At 70.9% G+C, this 15,643-nt stretch carries 23 protein-coding genes; 11 read left to right on the forward strand and 12 right to left on the reverse strand.

What is annotated here, in order from left to right; genetic code table 11:
- Positions 1-99: 99 nt before the first annotated feature.
- From HHX41_RS12920 to HHX41_RS12930, 3 genes are all read right to left on the reverse strand, one after another.
- Positions 100-945 (reverse strand): ABC transporter permease, encoded by an 846-nt coding sequence (locus tag HHX41_RS12920; protein ID WP_182906129.1) that lies wholly within the window; start codon positions 943-945, stop codon positions 100-102.
- Entirely contained in the window at positions 942-1,940 is a 999-nt protein-coding gene (locus HHX41_RS12925; RefSeq protein WP_182906130.1) for an ATP-binding cassette domain-containing protein, read from the reverse strand. The genes HHX41_RS12920 and HHX41_RS12925 overlap by 4 nt, the downstream gene beginning before the upstream one ends.
- Positions 1,941-2,132: 192 nt before the next feature.
- Entirely contained in the window at positions 2,133-2,600 is a 468-nt protein-coding gene (locus tag HHX41_RS12930) for an endo-1,4-beta-xylanase (protein WP_310741958.1), read from the reverse strand.
- A gap of 120 nt (positions 2,601-2,720) precedes the next feature.
- On the opposite strand from HHX41_RS12930, the gene HHX41_RS12935 reads away from it, so the two are divergent.
- From HHX41_RS12935 to HHX41_RS12950, 4 genes are read left to right on the forward strand one after another with little or no spacing between them, the layout of a single operon-like run.
- Positions 2,721-3,455 (forward strand): ABC transporter ATP-binding protein, encoded by a 735-nt coding sequence (locus HHX41_RS12935; RefSeq protein ID WP_182906131.1) that lies wholly within the window; start codon positions 2,721-2,723, stop codon positions 3,453-3,455.
- Positions 3,452-4,165 (forward strand): ABC transporter permease, encoded by a 714-nt coding sequence (locus HHX41_RS12940; protein WP_182906132.1) that lies wholly within the window; start codon positions 3,452-3,454, stop codon positions 4,163-4,165. Before HHX41_RS12935 ends, HHX41_RS12940 begins: the two co-directional genes overlap by 4 nt.
- Positions 4,166-4,175: 10 nt before the next feature.
- Positions 4,176-5,303 (forward strand): histidine kinase, encoded by a 1,128-nt coding sequence (locus HHX41_RS40480; protein ID WP_182906133.1) that lies wholly within the window; start codon positions 4,176-4,178, stop codon positions 5,301-5,303.
- Positions 5,300-5,905, forward strand: a complete 606-nt coding sequence (locus tag HHX41_RS12950) for a response regulator transcription factor (RefSeq protein ID WP_182906134.1) — start codon at positions 5,300-5,302, stop codon at positions 5,903-5,905. Before HHX41_RS40480 ends, HHX41_RS12950 begins: the two co-directional genes overlap by 4 nt.
- A gap of 3 nt (positions 5,906-5,908) precedes the next feature.
- Here the strand turns inward: HHX41_RS12950 and HHX41_RS12955 are convergent, their stop codons facing one another.
- Positions 5,909-6,604 (reverse strand): DUF4328 domain-containing protein, encoded by a 696-nt coding sequence (locus HHX41_RS12955; protein WP_182906135.1) that lies wholly within the window; start codon positions 6,602-6,604, stop codon positions 5,909-5,911.
- A 201-nt stretch (positions 6,605-6,805) separates the two neighbouring features.
- Here HHX41_RS12955 and HHX41_RS12960 point away from each other — a divergent pair, with 201 nt between their 5' ends.
- From HHX41_RS12960 to HHX41_RS12970, 3 genes are all read left to right on the forward strand, one after another.
- Positions 6,806-7,369: a GNAT family N-acetyltransferase gene (locus HHX41_RS12960; protein WP_182906136.1), complete on the forward strand. Its 564-nt coding sequence runs from the start codon at positions 6,806-6,808 to the stop codon at positions 7,367-7,369.
- A 9-nt stretch (positions 7,370-7,378) separates the two neighbouring features.
- Positions 7,379-8,191: an alpha/beta fold hydrolase gene (locus tag HHX41_RS12965; protein WP_182906137.1), complete on the forward strand. Its 813-nt coding sequence runs from the start codon at positions 7,379-7,381 to the stop codon at positions 8,189-8,191.
- Between the two features lie 86 nt (positions 8,192-8,277).
- Positions 8,278-8,691: a prevent-host-death protein gene (locus HHX41_RS12970; RefSeq protein ID WP_182906138.1), complete on the forward strand. Its 414-nt coding sequence runs from the start codon at positions 8,278-8,280 to the stop codon at positions 8,689-8,691.
- Between the two features lie 425 nt (positions 8,692-9,116).
- On the opposite strand, the gene HHX41_RS12975 is transcribed toward HHX41_RS12970, so the two are convergent.
- A complete protein-coding gene (locus HHX41_RS12975) occupies positions 9,117-9,977 on the reverse strand; it encodes a helix-turn-helix domain-containing protein (protein WP_182906139.1) in 861 nt (286 codons plus the stop codon).
- 143 nt (positions 9,978-10,120) lie between these two features.
- On the opposite strand from HHX41_RS12975, the gene HHX41_RS12980 reads away from it, so the two are divergent.
- Positions 10,121-10,876: an SDR family NAD(P)-dependent oxidoreductase gene (locus tag HHX41_RS12980; protein WP_182906140.1), complete on the forward strand. Its 756-nt coding sequence runs from the start codon at positions 10,121-10,123 to the stop codon at positions 10,874-10,876.
- 15 nt (positions 10,877-10,891) lie between these two features.
- Here HHX41_RS12980 and HHX41_RS12985 read toward each other — a convergent pair whose 3' ends face one another.
- Genes HHX41_RS12985 through HHX41_RS42275 form a run of 3 tightly spaced genes read right to left on the reverse strand, consistent with a single transcriptional unit; the run spans position 10,892 to position 11,690 of the window.
- Positions 10,892-11,182, reverse strand: coding sequence for a putative quinol monooxygenase (locus tag HHX41_RS12985; RefSeq protein WP_182906141.1), 291 nt, complete (start codon positions 11,180-11,182; stop codon positions 10,892-10,894).
- Positions 11,179-11,445 (reverse strand): hypothetical protein, encoded by a 267-nt coding sequence (locus tag HHX41_RS12990; protein WP_182906142.1) that lies wholly within the window; start codon positions 11,443-11,445, stop codon positions 11,179-11,181. The genes HHX41_RS12985 and HHX41_RS12990 overlap by 4 nt, the downstream gene beginning before the upstream one ends.
- A gap of 29 nt (positions 11,446-11,474) precedes the next feature.
- The gene (locus HHX41_RS42275; protein ID WP_396794507.1) at positions 11,475-11,690 is read right to left on the reverse strand and encodes a winged helix-turn-helix transcriptional regulator; all 216 of its coding nucleotides are present in this window, start codon (positions 11,688-11,690) and stop codon (positions 11,475-11,477) included.
- Between HHX41_RS42275 and HHX41_RS40485 the strand changes: the two genes are divergently transcribed.
- Entirely contained in the window at positions 11,616-11,780 is a 165-nt protein-coding gene (locus tag HHX41_RS40485) for a hypothetical protein (protein ID WP_259400907.1), read from the forward strand. The two genes, HHX41_RS42275 and HHX41_RS40485, sit on opposite strands and share 75 nt — an antisense overlap.
- A 25-nt stretch (positions 11,781-11,805) precedes the next feature.
- Positions 11,806-11,928, forward strand: coding sequence for a hypothetical protein (locus tag HHX41_RS39670; protein WP_259400908.1), 123 nt, complete (start codon positions 11,806-11,808; stop codon positions 11,926-11,928).
- Positions 11,929-12,266: 338 nt separating this feature from the next.
- On the opposite strand, the gene HHX41_RS13000 is transcribed toward HHX41_RS39670, so the two are convergent.
- Positions 12,267-12,887 (reverse strand): hypothetical protein, encoded by a 621-nt coding sequence (locus HHX41_RS13000; RefSeq protein ID WP_182906143.1) that lies wholly within the window; start codon positions 12,885-12,887, stop codon positions 12,267-12,269.
- A 121-nt stretch (positions 12,888-13,008) separates the two neighbouring features.
- Here HHX41_RS13000 and HHX41_RS13005 point away from each other — a divergent pair, with 121 nt between their 5' ends.
- Positions 13,009-14,505 carry a hypothetical protein gene (locus HHX41_RS13005; protein WP_182906144.1) on the forward strand — a complete coding sequence of 499 codons (1,497 nt, stop codon included), beginning with the start codon at positions 13,009-13,011 and terminating at the stop codon, positions 14,503-14,505.
- Positions 14,506-14,634: 129 nt separating this feature from the next.
- On the opposite strand, the gene HHX41_RS13010 is transcribed toward HHX41_RS13005, so the two are convergent.
- From HHX41_RS13010 to HHX41_RS13020, 3 genes are all read right to left on the reverse strand, one after another.
- The gene (locus HHX41_RS13010; protein ID WP_182906145.1) at positions 14,635-15,054 is read right to left on the reverse strand and encodes a hypothetical protein; all 420 of its coding nucleotides are present in this window, start codon (positions 15,052-15,054) and stop codon (positions 14,635-14,637) included.
- A 61-nt stretch (positions 15,055-15,115) separates the two neighbouring features.
- Positions 15,116-15,328 (reverse strand): DUF397 domain-containing protein, encoded by a 213-nt coding sequence (locus HHX41_RS13015; protein ID WP_182906146.1) that lies wholly within the window; start codon positions 15,326-15,328, stop codon positions 15,116-15,118.
- Between the two features lie 55 nt (positions 15,329-15,383).
- Positions 15,384-15,641, reverse strand: a complete 258-nt coding sequence (locus tag HHX41_RS13020; protein ID WP_310741959.1) for a hypothetical protein — start codon at positions 15,639-15,641, stop codon at positions 15,384-15,386.
- Between the last annotated feature and the right edge of the window lie 2 nt (positions 15,642-15,643).

Below are 15,643 nucleotides of genomic sequence, written 5' to 3' on the forward strand. Positions count from 1 at the left end.
TGTCCAGGCCCGTCGCCGGGCGGGCCTGGGCGGTGGCCGAGCGCCCGTCGTGCTTCGAGGGTGATCGGTGGAAGCGTCTGCCTGGCAGGCGTGCTGTCGCTACTTGCGGTTGTAGAGGCGCATGGTCAGCGCGCCGAAGACCACGATCGAGGCCGCGCCGCAGACCAGCACCCAGATGATCTCCCCGCTGTCCGGGCTGCCCGCCATCAGTGAACGCGTCGCGCTGACCAGGTGGGAGATGGGGTTGACGCCGACGAACGCCTGCAGCCAGCCCGGCATAGTCTGCGGGTCCACGTAGACGTTGCTGAGGAAGGTGAGCGGGAACAGCACCAGCATGCTGGTGCCCATCACCGACTTCTCACTGCGCAGCAGCAGCCCGAACATCGTCCAGATCCACGAGAACGCGAACGAGAAGGCCACCAGCAGCGCGATGGCGGCCAGCACGCCGGCGACGCCGCCCTGCGGGCGGAAGCCCAGCACCAGCCCGACCACGAGGATGACCGTCGCCGCCATCGTGTAGCGGAGCGCGTCGCCGAGCAGATAGCCGACCATTGTCGACGGCCGCCAGATCGGCAACGTACGGAAGCGGTCGAAGACGCCCTTCTCGATGTCCTTGTTGACCTCGACCCCGGTGTACATCGTGATCATCACGACGCTCGTCACCATGATGCCCGGCAGCAGGAACTGCAGATACTCCGTCGGCGACCCCGCCAGCGCGCCGCCGAACAGGTAGGTGAACATCAACGTCATCATGATCGGGAACGCGGTGACGTCGAAGAGCTGCTCGGGCACGTGCTTGATCTTCAGCATCGCCCGCCAGCCGAACGTCAGCGAGGCCGACAGCGCGCTGGGGCGTGGCGGGCGCGCCCCGGGCGCCAGGACCGCGCCCAGCGTCTCGGCCGCGGGGACGAAGGACGTGCCGCTCTCGGTGGTCGTGGTGCTCATGCCGCCTCCTCCTGCGCGTTCTGGTCGGTCGCCGGGCGATTGGTGAGGGCCAAGAAGACTTCGTCGAGGCTGGGCTGGCCGAGGGAGAAGTCGTCGACGACGATGCCGGCCGCGGCCAGTGCCGCGAGGGCGCGCGAGGCCCGCTCCGCTCCGGCGTCCGCGTCCTCGCCGGGGACGCGGGTGGTCAGGGCCACGGGATCGGCTTCGAGGTGAACCTGCGTGTTCAGCTCCCTGGCCAGCACGCGCTCCGCCTCCGGCCGCTGCGCGGCGTCCCGCAGCCGCACGTGCACCGACCCGGAGCCGACCGACGACTTGAGCTCGCCGGGGGTGCCCTCGGCGATGACCCTGCCGTGGTCGATGACCGCGATGCGCCCGGCCAGCCGGTCGGCCTCGTCCAGATACTGCGTGGTGAGCAGCACGGTCGTGCCGTGGGCGACCACAATCCTCACGATGTCCCAGACCTGGTTGCGGCTGCGCGGGTCGAGCCCGGTCGTGGGCTCGTCCAGGAACAGCAGGTCGGGGGTGTTGAGGATGCTGGCCGCGATGTCCAGCCTCCTGCGCATGCCGCCCGAGTAGGTCTTGACCTGCCGGCCGGCGGCCTCGGTCAGCCCGAAGGCCTCCAGCAGCGCCATGGCCCTGTCCTTGGCGGCGGGCTTCTTGTGGCCCAGCAGCCTGCCGAGCAGGACCAGATTCTCCATCCCGGTCATCTCCTCGTCCACCGAGGCGTACTGGCCCGTCAGGCTCACCCGGGTGCGTACGGCGTCGGGCTCGCGCAGCACGTCGTGGCCGAACACCCTGGCCTCGCCGCCGTCCGGGCGCAGCAGGGTGGCCAGCATCTTGACCGCGGTGGTCTTCCCCGCCCCGTTGGGGCCGAGCACGCCGTACACCGTGCCCGCGGGCACGGTGAGGTCGAGCCCGTCCACCGCGCGGTTCTCGCCGAATATCTTGACCAGGCCCGATGTCTCTATCGCCAGGTCCGTCGTCCGGTCCCGCATGATCTGTCGTCTCCTTCTGTCCGTTCACCCAACAGGCGCCAGATCGACGGGCGGGGCCCGCTAGATCGGATCTAGCGGGCCCCGGGGGAGCGTGTCGTCAGGCGGGACGGCAGGAGACCGTGGGCCAGGTCCGGTTGCCGTGGTGCTTGATCGTCACGCCCCAGCTGTCGCCGTGGCCGTCGGGCCGGGCGGTCATGACGTTCGTGGTGGGGTTCCACCTGGCGCTGGCGTTCCACGTCGCGATGATCTTCGCGGGACCACGTCCCAGGCGTAGATCTGGCCCTTGTAGTGGGCCATCACGCCGTCGATGTGGTCGATCATCGCCTGACGCAGCGCGCTGCCGGACAGGTTCTGCAGCCACTGCGGCTGCCCCGAGTGCCAGAGCAGGGTGTGGCCGCGCACCTGTTTGCCGTTCTGCGCCGCCCAGTCGTAGACGCGGTCACCCGGGCCGAAGTTGAACACGCCCTGCCGGGGCTCGGTGGCGTCGAGCTTCATCTCGTTCTCGGGCGTCACCATGGTGAACTCGCGCCCGGCGATCGCGGTGTACACCGGGTCGCCGAGCTTGCTCGCGCTGATCGCGGTGCCGAAGTAGCGCCCGGTTTGGGCCGCCGCCGCGCCCAGCGTGTCGGCGGCGGCGTTCGCCCGGGGGGTCCCGGCCACCGCGAGGCCCGTCGCCAGCGCCGCGACGGCGCCGAGTTTCAGAGAACCGTGACATCTGTCGTGGCCGGGTCGTGACAGACGGCGCAGGCCCGGACCGGGGCGGCGGCGGAGGCTTGCCGCATGGACATTCACGAGGGCGCCCCCGCCCTGTCCGTGGCGGGGCTGCGCAAGACGTACGGCGAGACCCGCGCGGTCGACGGAGTCGACCTGGTCGTGGGCCGGGGAGAGGTGGTGGCCCTGCTCGGCCCCAACGGCGCGGGCAAGTCCAGCACGATCGACATGATCGTCGGGCTCGCCCGCCCGGACGCCGGGGAGATCACCGTGTTCGGGGTGACCCCCCGCGAGGCGGTGCGGAAAGGCATGGTGGGCGTGATGCCGCAGGAGGGCGCGCTGCTCGACGACGTGACCGTGGGGGAGACCGTGGCGCTCATCGCGTCCCTCCACAGCGCCCCCCTGCCGGTGGAGGAGGCGCTGCGCCGGGCCGGGGTGGCCGGCCTCGCCGGCCGGAGGGCCGCGCGGCTGTCCGGCGGCCAGAAGCAGCGCGTCCGGTTCGCCATGGCGCTGGTGTCCGGCCCCGGCCTGCTGGTGCTCGACGAGCCGACGGCGGCCCTGGACGTCACGGCCCGGCGCGAGTTCTGGCGGTCGATGCACGCCTTCGCCGCGACCGGCCGCACGGTGCTGTTCTCCACCCACTACCTGGATGAGGCCGAGGCGTACGCGGACCGGGTGGTGCTCATGCACGCGGGCCGGATCGTGGCGGACGGGCCGGTGTCCGCGGTCATGGCCGAGGTGGGCGCGCTGGGTCTGGAGGACGCGTTCCTGCGCCTGACCGGAGATTCGGAGGCCGTGCGATGACCGCGTACCTCACGTTCGAGATCCGGCGGACGCTGCGGGACGCCAAGTTCCTGCTGTTCGCGGTCGCCCTGCCGGTGGGGTTGTATCTGCTGATGGCCGGCCGTTTCATCGACCAGGGGGTCCCGGCGTCGTACGTCATGGGCGGCGTCGCGGTGTTCGGGGCGATCAAGTCGGCGCTCGACGTCGGTGCCCGCACGGCGGTGGAGCGCGGCATCGGCTGGCAGCGCCAGTTGCGGCTGACCCCGCTCAGCGGCGGCGGCTACCTGCTGGCCAAGGCGTCGGTGGCGATGGTCGTGGCGCTGCCGCCGGTGGCCGGGGTGTCGCTGGTGGCCGCGCTGGTCAGCGGGGTGCGCCTGTCTCCCGGCGGATGGGCGCTCGCGGTGCTCGGCGTGTGGGCGGGCACGGTGCCGTTCGCTCTGCTGGGCCTGCTGATCGGACAGTTCGCCACCGCCCAGAACCTGCAGGCGTACCAGGGGGCGGTGGTGCTGGTGCTCAGCTTCGTCGGCGGGCTGTTCATCCCGGTGAGCACGTTCCCGCAGGCGCTCGCGACGGTGGCCAAGGTCCTGCCGAGCTACTGGCTCGCGCAGGTCGGGCACGCCGCCGCCCTCGGCGGTGACAGATGGCGGGCCGCGCTGGTCCTGGCGCTGTACGCGCTCGTGCTCGGCGCCGCCGTGGTCGTCCGGTATCGCCGCGACACCGCTCGGGCCTAGGGTGACTGACGTGGGCGATCAGGGCGTATGGGGGCCTTCCGCCTGGCCGGTGTGGAACCCGGCCCGGGCGGGCTCCCGCACGTCCCGCGTACGCGCTGTTGTCGTGCTGTCGGCCTTCCTCCTGTGGCCGCTCGCGGAGATGCTCCGCGCGGACGGCGGCCGGCCGGACGCGGTGGTCGGAGCCGTCATGCCGCTGTACGCGGCGGGCTGGCTCATCGCCATGATCACCGGGCCCCGCCTGCCGCCCTGGCGGCGGATCGTGCTGGTCGGGGCCCTTCTCGCGCTGGCGGGCGCAGCGGCACTGACGCAGAACGGCCCGGCCTATCTGGGGCGCGCCGGCGTCTTCAGCTTCGCGCTCGCGGTGGCGGCCTGGCTGCTGCCGGCGCTGTGGGCCGTGCTCCTCGGGTCGGTGCTCGGGGTGGCCCAGGCGCTCGTGCTGTGGGCGGCGCCCGGCCCGATCTCCTGGGGGCTTGTGGGCGGGCTCATCCCCGGGATCGTGATCCCGGTGGCCGTGACGCTGCTGATCCGGCTCGTCGTCCAGCTCGGCCAGGCCCGCCGGGAGATCGAGGCGCTGGCGGCGGCGGCCGAGCGCGACCGGCTGGCCAGGGACCTCCACGACGTGCTCGGGCACAGCCTCACCACGATCACCGTGAAGAGCGGCCTGGCCCGCCGGGTGCTGGAGAGCGGCGGCGACCCGGAACGCGCGCTGGCCGAGTTGCGCGACGTCGAGCGGCTGTCGCGGCAGGCGCACGGCGAGGTGCGCCTGACCGTGTCCGGCCGCCGTCGGCCCTCCCTCGCCGCCGAGCTCGCCGGGGCCCGCGCCGCACTGCGGGCCGCCGGGATCACCGCCGTCCTGCCGTCGTCGGCCGACCACGTCCCGGCCGAGCTCGCCGAGCCCTTCGCGTACGTCCTGAGAGAGGGGGTCACCAACGTGATCCGGCACAGCGGCGCGACCCGATGCGACGTGCTGCTCGGGGACTCCTGGCTGGAGGTGCGCGACGACGGCCCCGGGCGGCAGGCGGCGCCACCGGGCAACGGCCTCTCCGGGCTGGCCGAGCGGCTGCGCGCGGTCGGCGGGCGGATCGAGGCGGGCCCGCTTCCCTCCGGTGGCTTCCGGCTCCGGGCGAGCCGCCCGTGATCAGGGTCCTGCTCGCGGACGACCAGGCGCTCGTACGCGGCGCGCTGGCGGCGATGCTCGCGCTGGAGCCCGACATCGAGGTGGTCGCCCAGGTCGGCTCGGGCGAGGAGGTCGTCGAGGCGGCGCGGCGCAGCCGGCCGGACGTCGCGCTGGTGGACGTGCAGATGCCGGGCAAGGACGGGCTGGAGGTCACCGCCGACCTGCGCGCCGCGCTGCCGTCCTGCCGGGTGGTGATCTGCACGACCTTCGGGCGGCCGGGCTACTTCGCCCGCGCGATGGAGAACGGCGCCTCGGGCTTCGTCGTGAAGGACGCGCCGCCCGAGCACCTGGTCGACACGGTGCGGCGGGTCCACGCGGGCCTGCGCGTGGTCGATCCCGCCCTGGCCGCCGAGTCGCTCGCCAGCGGGTCGAGCCCGCTGACCGCGCGGGAGCGCGACGTCCTGCGCGCGGCCCGGCAGGGCGGGACGGTGGCGGAGATCGCCCGGAGCCTGCACCTGTCCGCCGGGACCGTACGCAACCACCTGTCGGCGGCCATCGGCAAAACGGGGGCGAGCACCCGCGCCGAGGCCGCCCTGAGAGCCGACGAGCAGGGCTGGCTCTAGCGGTTATTGCGCGTACGACCAGACGGCGGCCCGGCGGCGGTCCTCCTGGAAGCGAGTGATCGCCAGGACGATCGCGACGGCCAGGGCGGCCGCGCCGATGGTCAGGACGTTGCCGACGATGTCGAAAAGCGCGGCGTCCCGGATTTCCGGCAACTCCTCGGCATCCGCGTACCTGCGGCTCACCACCCGGGTCACGATGGTCACGAGCACCCACGCCAGCCACCAGGCCCAGACAAGGCCGGAACGGCGTGCGGTCGCGAGGTTCCCGCTCTCCTCGATGGCGCCGGGCTTGGACGACGTCCAGATGTCGTCGACGATTTGCTTGGGAAACCAGAAGTTGACGATCGGCACGACCCACCCGAAGATCAGCCAGGGTGTGGCGCGCCGGTGCGGCCACGGGCTGAGCGTCTCGGCGTTCGCCCGGGCCCGGAACAGCCAGACCAGGAACATGACGGCGGTGGCGACGTAGACGACGGTCTCTACCAGCCCGGACAGGGCGTAGAGCACGTCATTGGTCTCGAGAGCGCTGATCGGGACGGAATTCGTGTCGGCCAGAAACCTGTCGACGAGCACGGCCCGCTGCGCGTCGATGCCGGAGGAGATCAGGCACACCACGGAATCGGCGGCCAGCATCATGACGGCCGCCGTCCCCAGGCCCCGAATGGGTCGCAGGGGAGCGGGTGGTGGTGTGGGGTACACAAAAGACTCCTCACAATAGGCCGACAGGTCATCATGCGATAGGGTGCGGAACCCGATTGTGCGCGTTTCTCACCCGGGATGATTCTGTGATCACGTCGGAATCCGCTAATTCGGAATACCGCTGGGGGTGGCGCCGCCCGGCGGCGACCTCCGGGAAAAAGCGAATGACCGGCGAGCGGTGCGAGGGCAAGAATGCGTCCCATGTCCCAGGCCACACTGCGCACCGACCGCATCGAGCTCGTTCCGCTGTCCGACGAGCACCTCGAACACGAAATCGAGCTGGACGCCGATCCCGAGGTCATGCGTTACCTCTCCGGCCGAGCGCGTACCCGTGAGGAAGTCGAGGCGTTGCATCGCCTGCGGCTCGCCGCGGCGGAGCGCGCGCCGGGGCTCGGTTTCTGGGCCGGTCTCGTGGACGGGTGGTTCGTCGGCTGGTGGATCCTGGAGCCGCCCACGCGTGCCGACCAGGGCCCGGTCGAAGGACAGGCCGAGCTCGGCTACCGGCTCCTGCGTCGCTACTGGCGCCAGGGCCTGGCCAGCGAGGGAGCCCGCGAGCTCCTTCGCCACGGATTCGAAGATCTCGGACTGACCCGCGTCTTCGCCGAAACCATGGCGGTCAACACCGCCTCCCGCGCGACGATGAACGCGATCGGCATGCGGTACGTCCGTACGTTCCACGCCGATTGGGAAGAGCCGCTCCCCGGCAGCGACCTCGGCGAGGTCGAGTACGCGATCACCCGCGCGCAGTGGCTCGCCTCCCGTTAGGTTGTCGCCATGGAGGCAGAGGTCGGCGGTGTGGCGGTGCATTACGCCGAGCACGGAAGCGGGCTCCCCGTGGTGGCGTTGCACGGCTCGGGGGTCGACCACCGCGAGATGGCCGGCGCGCTGGAGCCGGTGTTCCGCGACCGGCCCGGTTATCGGCGCGTCTATCCGGACCTGCCCGGAATGGGGCGCACTCCAGTGCCGGAGCGGTTTCGCGGCTCCGACGACGTCCTCGATCTCCTGCTCGGCCTGGTCGACGCCGTTGTGGGCGATGAGGAGTTCGCCGTCGTCGGCCACTCCTTCGGCGGATACCTCGCCGCGGCCGTCGCCGACCGGCGTCCGTCCCAGGTCGTGGGGCTGGCGCTGATCTGCCCTCTCTCTGAGGAGACCCGTGACGTGCCCGCACATGTCGTGCTGCACGCCTCCGCCGACGTGGCCGAAGGTCTGAGCCCGGCCGAGCAGGGCCAGTTCCGGGACTACTTCGTGGTGCAGACGCCGGACACGCTGAGGCGCTTCCGGGAGCACGTGGCCCCGGCCCTGCCCCTCGTCGACTGGGACGGCCTCGGGCGGATGTCCGAACACTGGCGGCTGAGCGACGCCCCCTCGGACACCCCTCCGTACACGGGCCCGGCTCTGATCCTGGCCGGGCGCCAGGACTCCACATTCGGGTACGCCGGTCCCTGGGAGCTGGTGGAGCGGTATCCGCGCGCCACGTACGCCGTCCTGGACCGCGCCGGCCACGCGCTGCCGCACGAGCAGCCCGGGCTGTTCACCGCGCTCGTCACCGAGTGGCTCGACCGAGTGACCGAGCATCGCGCAGCCTGAGTGCCGAAGCCCGTCAGCTAAGTACTTCACGTACTTGACGTACGTGACGGCGGAACGGATACTCAGGGAGAGCGAAGGGAATTGATATGGGAGTGCATTTCGCCAGCTACACGGAGGCTCGCGCGAAGCTGAAGGAGCTTCTCGACGCGGCGGAGCGAGGCCGCAGCGCGACTGTCAGCCGTGATGACCGGACTGCTGCTGTGGTGGACGGCGAGCGCCTCCGTTACTTCCTCACCCGGGTGTGCCCATCCCATGCGCAAGTGGTGGCTGAGGATGGCGGGTGGTCGGTGTTCATTCCAGGGTTGCCGGTCGCCGCGGACGGGCGGACGTTCGACGAGGCCATAAACGAGATGATCGACGCCCTCCGGGAGTACGCCGAGGACTGGCAGGACCACCTGTTGAACGCGGCCAACCACAGGGACAACTGGGGTCTGGTGCAGATGATCTGCCTGAGCAGCGACGACCAGCTACGGGAGTGGCTGACCGGAGTAGCTCCATGACGTGGCCCCAGCCGACCCGAGAGGATCACGAGCGCTTCTGCAAGGCCGAGGGCTGGCGGCGAATCCGGGACGCCAGGGGACGGACGGGCACTCATCACGTCACATATGAGCTCGACCTTCCTGCGGGTGGCATCCTGCGGACGCGAATCTCACATCCGCCTGACCGTACGACCTATGGGCCCAGCCTTTGGGCTCATATCCTGCGGGACCAGCTCCAGGTCTCCGAGGAGGAGTTCTGGGATTGTGTCCGAGACGGGGTCGTGCCCGACAGGGGAGGCTCTCAGACACCGCAAGAGGCGCTTCCCGCAGATCTCGTGCACCTCCTCATTCACCGGGTGGGGCTTACCGATGCCGAGGTCGCGGGGATGTCGAAGGACCAGGCCCTCGCCCGTCTCCAGCGCTACTGGACCGAAGGCGCGTAGCCCTCAGCCGGTGACGGCGCGAAGGGAGCCGGGGTGGCGGCCGGTGAGGCGGTCGAGCCTGGCGGCGGTGACGTCGTCCGCGGGGAGATAGGCGATCAGGAGCTGGCTGTCGTCGCCGGACAGGCCGAGGGTCTCGTAGGCCAGCCGTAGCTCGCCCACATCCGGATGCGTCAGCCGTTCGAGGCCGGTGCGCCTGGACGGGCCGGGCGGGGTCGTCAGCCGGTCGGTGAAGGGGGCGCCGACGGCGAGGGTCAGTTCGTCGACGAGATGCGCGATGTGCGGGTCCGCGCGGGAAATGCCCAGTTTCAGCCCGGCGAGCCGCTCGTCGGCGACGCGGTCCCACTCGGGATAAGCGGCTCTGGCCCGGGGATCGGCGAAGACGTATCGCGCCAGGTTGGGCGGCCGGCGGTCCAGCAACCCGATGGGGCCGGTGAGCCGTTCGTAGCCGTCCGTGTGGGCGAGCACGTCACCGAGCCGGTTGACCACCACCGCCGGGGCGGGTTCGAGCCGGTCGAGCAGCGCCCGGACGGTGGGACGGACGGACTGCGTGGGCGGTCCCTGGCACGGGCCGACGAGCCGGCCGGCGCCGTCGGCCGCCTTGAAATGGTGGAGCAGATGGAGGCGTTCGTCGGCGGACAGGCGCAACGCGTCGGCGAGGGCGGCGAGCACGGGCACCGAGGGATGACGATCACGCCCCTGCTCGAGCCGGGTGAGGTATTCGACGCTGATCCCGGCGAGCGTGGCCAGCTCGGAACGGCGAAGGCCGGGGGTACGGCGTCGTCCGCCGCCGGGCAGCCCGACCTCGGCGGGGGTGACGGCCTCGCGGCGGGCCCGGAGGAACTCGCCCAGGGTGTTGTCGCTCACGATTCGCAGGCTACCGAGTGGCCTCGGTTCGATCGTGGCCCTGCGGGGGCCAGTCTCGGCCCGGCCTCCCTCCGGCGGTCCCTGTCACCGGATCCTTAGCGCTGCTCAAGGTTTTCCACTGTCGTTTCGTGAGGAGCGCTGAAATGGATCTGGGACTCACCGGCCGTACGGTCATCGTGACGGGGGCCTCCGGCGGCATCGGCCGCGAGATCGCCCGCGGGTTCGCCGCCGAAGGGGCCGACGTGGTGCTCACCTATCACCGCTCCCAGGAGGGCGCGGAGCGGCTCGCCAAGGAGATCGACGGACGCTCGCTCGTCGCGCCGTACGCGCTGGACGACGACGGATCGGCCCAAGGCCTGGTCGAGACCGTGCTGGAGTGGTCCGGCCGGATCGACGTGCTGGTCAACAACGCCGTGCACTGGGGCGCCGCCGAGCCGGAGCCGGATCTCCCCTTCGAGGCCGTGTCCGACGAGAGGTGGCAGAAGATGATCCGGGCCAACGTCGAGGGCACGCTGCGGCTCAGCCGTGCGGTCGTCCCGTCCATGCGGGAGCGCGGCTGGGGCCGGATGGTGCACATCTCGTCGAGCATCGCGGTCGACGGCATGCCCGGCGGGGAGTACTACGGCGCGGCCAAGGCGGCACTGCACGGTTTCAGCAGGTCCGCCGCGTTCGGGCTCGGGAAGGGCGGAGACATCCTGTCCAACGTCGTCATGCCCGGCTTCACCAGGACCGAGACCAACGTCGAGATGGTCGAGCAGGCGGGCGGGCACTACAGCGCGCTGGCTCCGATCGGCCGCCTGCTCGACGCCGCCGAGGTCGCGGGCGCCGTCGTCTACCTGGGCTCGGCCGCCAACACCGGCATCACCGGACAGGCGATCAAAGTGACCGGCGGGGCCTGACGGATCAGGGTCGGGTCAGGCCGGGCCGAACCCGGATACGTGATAGCGAAGCACTTCGGCGTCGCGGATCATCGTCACTTGCCCCTCGTCCGGCCCGGAGCCCCGGAAGGCGTGGAGAGCCTCCTCGGATTCCCACCGCTCGTAGACACTGATGCGCGCGGTGTCGATGAGATCGGCGCTGAGCACGAAGTCGAGGCAACCGGCCGCAGCGCGCGTATGCTCAACCACACTGATGCAGCCCCGCAGATAGGCATCCCGAGCATCCGGGTCGACAGTGAGCCAGCCGGCAATGCTGGGTGCTCTCAAGCCAGGGGATGCGCGGCCAGGTACGCGACCGCATCTTCGTTGGTGGCGAGCCACTGGTCGCAAGCGCCCCACTCTTTGCGTTCGGTTCTCGCATCGGAGAGAGCGACGTACGCGACGGCCGGACGGTTGCACGACTCTTTGCCGTGTGCGCTGCACTTGCGCTGCGCACCATCCGTGGACGGATTTCGGAACAGACGTGCATCCCACCGCTGGATGTCGATGATTTTCGAGGTCATTCGCGGCATGGCGATCAGTCTGATCACTCCGCGGACGTCGAGCAAGGGTTCCTCGGTCAGGAGGCGGGAGTGCAATTCTTGTCCGCGTCCGCGTCCGCGTCCGCGCCCCAGTCCCAGTGGGGTTGCAGGACCGGGCCGAGGGAGCGTCCGCGTCGGGTGAGGCTGTACCGGACCCGAGGCGGCCAGTCGGGGAGACGATGACGGTCGACGACCCCGACATCCCCGAGGTGGGCCAGCCGTTCGGACAGGACCTTGTCCGAGAGGCGGGGCAGCGTGCGGCGGAGCTGGCTGAACGTACGGTCGCCTCGGAGGAGTTCGCGGAACGAGTGTCGTCCACCTGCCGCGGAGTGCCGCGAGGGTGATCTCCTGGACTGGATCATCGACGGCGTGGACGTCCGAGGTGATCGGGTGCACGTGGAGGGCACCGCGACAGATGTCGCCCGCGGCGGCCTGGACGGCGTCTGGCGCTACGTGATCGACAATCCCTTCGGGGTGGCCCCTGTGGGATGAGGGTGGATCAGGAGATGGGGCAGCGGTAGTCGGCGTGGCGGTTGGGGGAGCAGCAGACCACGCCGCAGGTGAGGAGAGGCGTCGATCCGGCGGGCCGGCTTCAGCGGCCAGTCGCAGGTCCGCATCGGCGGCAGCGGGGAGCTGGTGAACGGGCCGGGGTCGGCGGGCGGCAGCGGCGGCCGTCGCTCGGCCTCGTTGCGCAGGTCTGCCCCGATCCCGCTCCACACGTAGCAGTGCAGATGACTGGCGCGGGAGTGGCCCCTGCCTGCTCAATCGGTCGTGGCGACGTTCGATTGGAACCTCCCGTGGCTGGGTCGCCTGGCGTACCGCAGCGGAGGTCAGAGCCAGCCGGTCAGCCGGGCCGTCCAGACGAGGGCCGCCGCCAGCGCGGCCGCGGCGAGGACGGTCCGCAGCCGGGCCGGCCAGGCGGGCCGGATGACCAGCGCGAGCACGAGCGACAGGGCAAGACCCGCCCAGTCCTGCCAGGGGTGCCCCCACTCCGCACCGGTGCAGCACTCGCCGTCCGGCCTGGTCGCGAGCGCCGTCATGGCGGGGACGAGCTGCGCCTGGAGCAGCAGGGCGCCGGCCAGGTCCCCGGCCACGTCCCGGCGCCGGGTGAGACAGGCGAGCACGGCCCCGGCCACGGGCGCGGCCAGCACCCACGCGTTCAGCGGGCTGGAGAGGTCGGGCACCAGCGCATTGGGCGTGCCGCGGAGCGCGGAGACCGCGACGTCGCCGACGAGAGCCGCGGCCGTGACGATGAGCCCGTGGACCGCCGCCCGCGCGACGGTCGGCGCAAGCCGCCCGACCGCGACCACCACCAGGAAGTACGCGAACCTGAAGAAGAACGACGAGGCGACCAGGGCCGCGTCGGGCCACTCGCCGCCGTGGTAGGCGACCGCGCCGCTCAGCGCGCCGAGGACCAACCCCACTGCCGCGTACCGCAGACCGACTCCCACCGGCGACCCCCTCGGCCCACTTGCGACAGAAGTTGAAAAATTACACTTCCGCCCTTTACGAGATCGTGATTCACTTTACCCGTTTTGATCACGCTTTCCGTCGAGAGCTGGAGATCCCCGCATGCGCAACGCCTTATTTCGGCGTGCCGTAATCGCGGGCGGCGTCGCCGCCCTGACCCTGACCGCACTCCCCTCGGTCACCGCCACTGCCGACCCGGTCCCGATGGTCGAGGTCTTCACCGGCGACCCGTACGCCAACGTAACCGCCCCCGACTACAAGCTGAGCTACGCGCTCAAGGAGGCCGAGGCGCGGGCCCTGGCGAAGCCCGACCAGTACGCCCAGCCGTATGTGCAGTCGGGCGCCGTCTACATCCCCGTGACCAGCCAGGACGTGATTGCCGAGGCGAGCCAGCCGCTCAGCCTTCCGCCCCAGCTCTCCCCGCCCGACGACGGCAGCGGCGACCCGACGAACGTGCCCGCCCCGGTCGACAAGGACGCCGTTCCGGTCACCGCGCCGACCGCCGCGGCGACGCAGACCGCGAGCGCCGAGCAGAAGCAGGCGGCCGCCCTCGCGGAGGCCACGACCACCACCAGCACGAAGACCACGACCCAGTCGGCCCAGGCCGTCTCCCCGCCGGTGACGAACCCGTGGATCATCTACCCCAAGGTCCAGGTCGTGGCCCACAGCATCACGCAGCTCAACGCGTTCAAGGACGAGGTGCTGACCCTCGGCACCGACGTGCTGCCGGGCGCCGACCAGCTGCTCACGTCCATGATCCAGCCGGAGCGTGACCGCGTCGTCCTGGAGTCGACCCTCGCCTCCGACGAGCTGCGGGCCGCCCTCGCGGCCCGGTACGGCGCCGATGCCATGGCCATCCGCCTCGTGTCCGACCCCGGTGAGGTCCAGCCGTCCTCGGGACGGTGGGACGACGGCCACATCGGCGGCTTCTACGGCGGCGCGCACATCGAGACGTCGGTAGGCGGCTGCACCGACGGCTTCTCCTGGTACTCGGGCAGCACGAAGTACATGCTGAGCGCCGGCCACTGCACCACCCAGGGCGGCGGGGTGTACACATCGGTCGAGTACCTCGGCAGCGTGGTCAAGGACACCTTCGCCAACGGCTCGGGCACCGTCTACATCGACGGGCAGAGCACCTACCACGGCGACCTGTCCCTGATCAAGATCACCAGCAACTACTACGGCGCGCCGCGCATCTACGTCGGCGGCAAGAACAGCAAGACGAGCCGGCCGGTCAGCGCCATGTGGTCGCGCCGCGCCGACTACGGCGACCAGTACTGCACCGGCGGCGCGATGGCCGGGGAACTGTGCGGATGGAAGGTCAACGCGCTCAAAATCAACTTCAAATGGAGCGACGGCCGGATCACCAAGAACATGATCCGGGGCACCAAGCAGGGCCAGTGCATCATCAAGGGTGACTCCGGCGGCCCCGTGTACACCGTGACCTCGGCCGGCAACGTCGTCGCCAAGGGCATCCAGAGCGGCAAGGGCGGCGGCGGCTCCGACAACTGGGGTGGCGCCTTCGACCCGTGCATCGACACGTTCACCGACATCTGGGAGGCCTACTACGGCTTCCCCGGGTTCCTCAGCACGTCGTGACGTGAGGGATGAGCGGGGTCTCGCCACCGGAGTGATCCGGGACCCCGCTCACCACCGTCGCCGGGAGCGACGATCAGCCGGCCAGTCTGATCGTTTCGCAGATGCCGAATTTCCGGACGGCTGAGAAGTTCAGGAGAGAGGACAGCGGTAGTCGGCGTGGCGGTTGGGGGAGCAGCAGACCACGCCGCAGGTGAGGAACCGGCCGCCCGTCAGCCAGATGCCCCACTGCACGTCCACGCCGTTCTGTAGCGCCTCGCGGGCGGTCTCCAGCCGGAAGTCCAGCCCGAGCCGAGCCTCGTCGGCCGGGCGGAGGAATGAGCTCTTCATCGACCGGTAGCGCTCCGCCAGCCACGTGACAGCGTCGTCGGGCGTGGCCGGACTGGCGTCGATCCGGCGGGCCGGCTTCAGCAGCCAGTCGCAGGTACGCATCGGCGGCAGCGGGGAGCCGGTGAACGGGCCGGGGTCGGCGGGCGGCAGCGGCGGCCGTCGCTCGGCCTCGTTGCGCAGGTCTGCCCCGATGCCGCTCCACATGTAGCAGTGCAGGTGCATGACGCTCCGTACAGTGGGGGTGGCCCCCGCCTGCTATCACCGGGCAGGGACCACCGTGCTCCTACAGTGTGGTCAGGCCGGCCGCGCGAAGCTCGGCACCGGTGAACCGGAGAGTCCCGGCATCCGGGTTCTTGCTGTCACGCAGGGCGAAGGCGTCGGCCTCGTTCGGAATCGGGGCCAGCTCGACGCAGGACTCCATGTCCTCCTCCTGCTGGTTGCCGCCGCACAGCCGCCGGAAGCGCACTCCGGCGAGGTCGTGGTCGTACAGGTCCATCGCGTTCCTTCCTGTTTGGTGGTCCCGCCTCGGCGCGTTCGCCGGGCGGGCGTCTTCATCGGGCCTGGCCGAGAAGCAGATCCAGCCACAACCCGCGCGCCCGCGCGTCTGGCAGGCGTTCGGTCTCCCGGATCTCCGGTTTGTTGCCGCTCCGGTCCGTACGGCGGACGAACAGCAGCCCGCCGGACGCGCAGAGTTCGTACGCCAACGGCGAGCAGTGGTCACAGGTGTGCGCCACGACCCGGGCCCGGACAGTCCGCCTGGTCTCGCGCATCCACCGGATCACGACGCGCCCCGGCTGCTCGGGAGCCACGT

It is taken from the genome of Microbispora sp. H13382 (assembly GCF_014161445.1).
In the GTDB taxonomy this organism is placed as follows: Bacteria; Actinomycetota; Actinomycetes; order Streptosporangiales; family Streptosporangiaceae; genus Microbispora.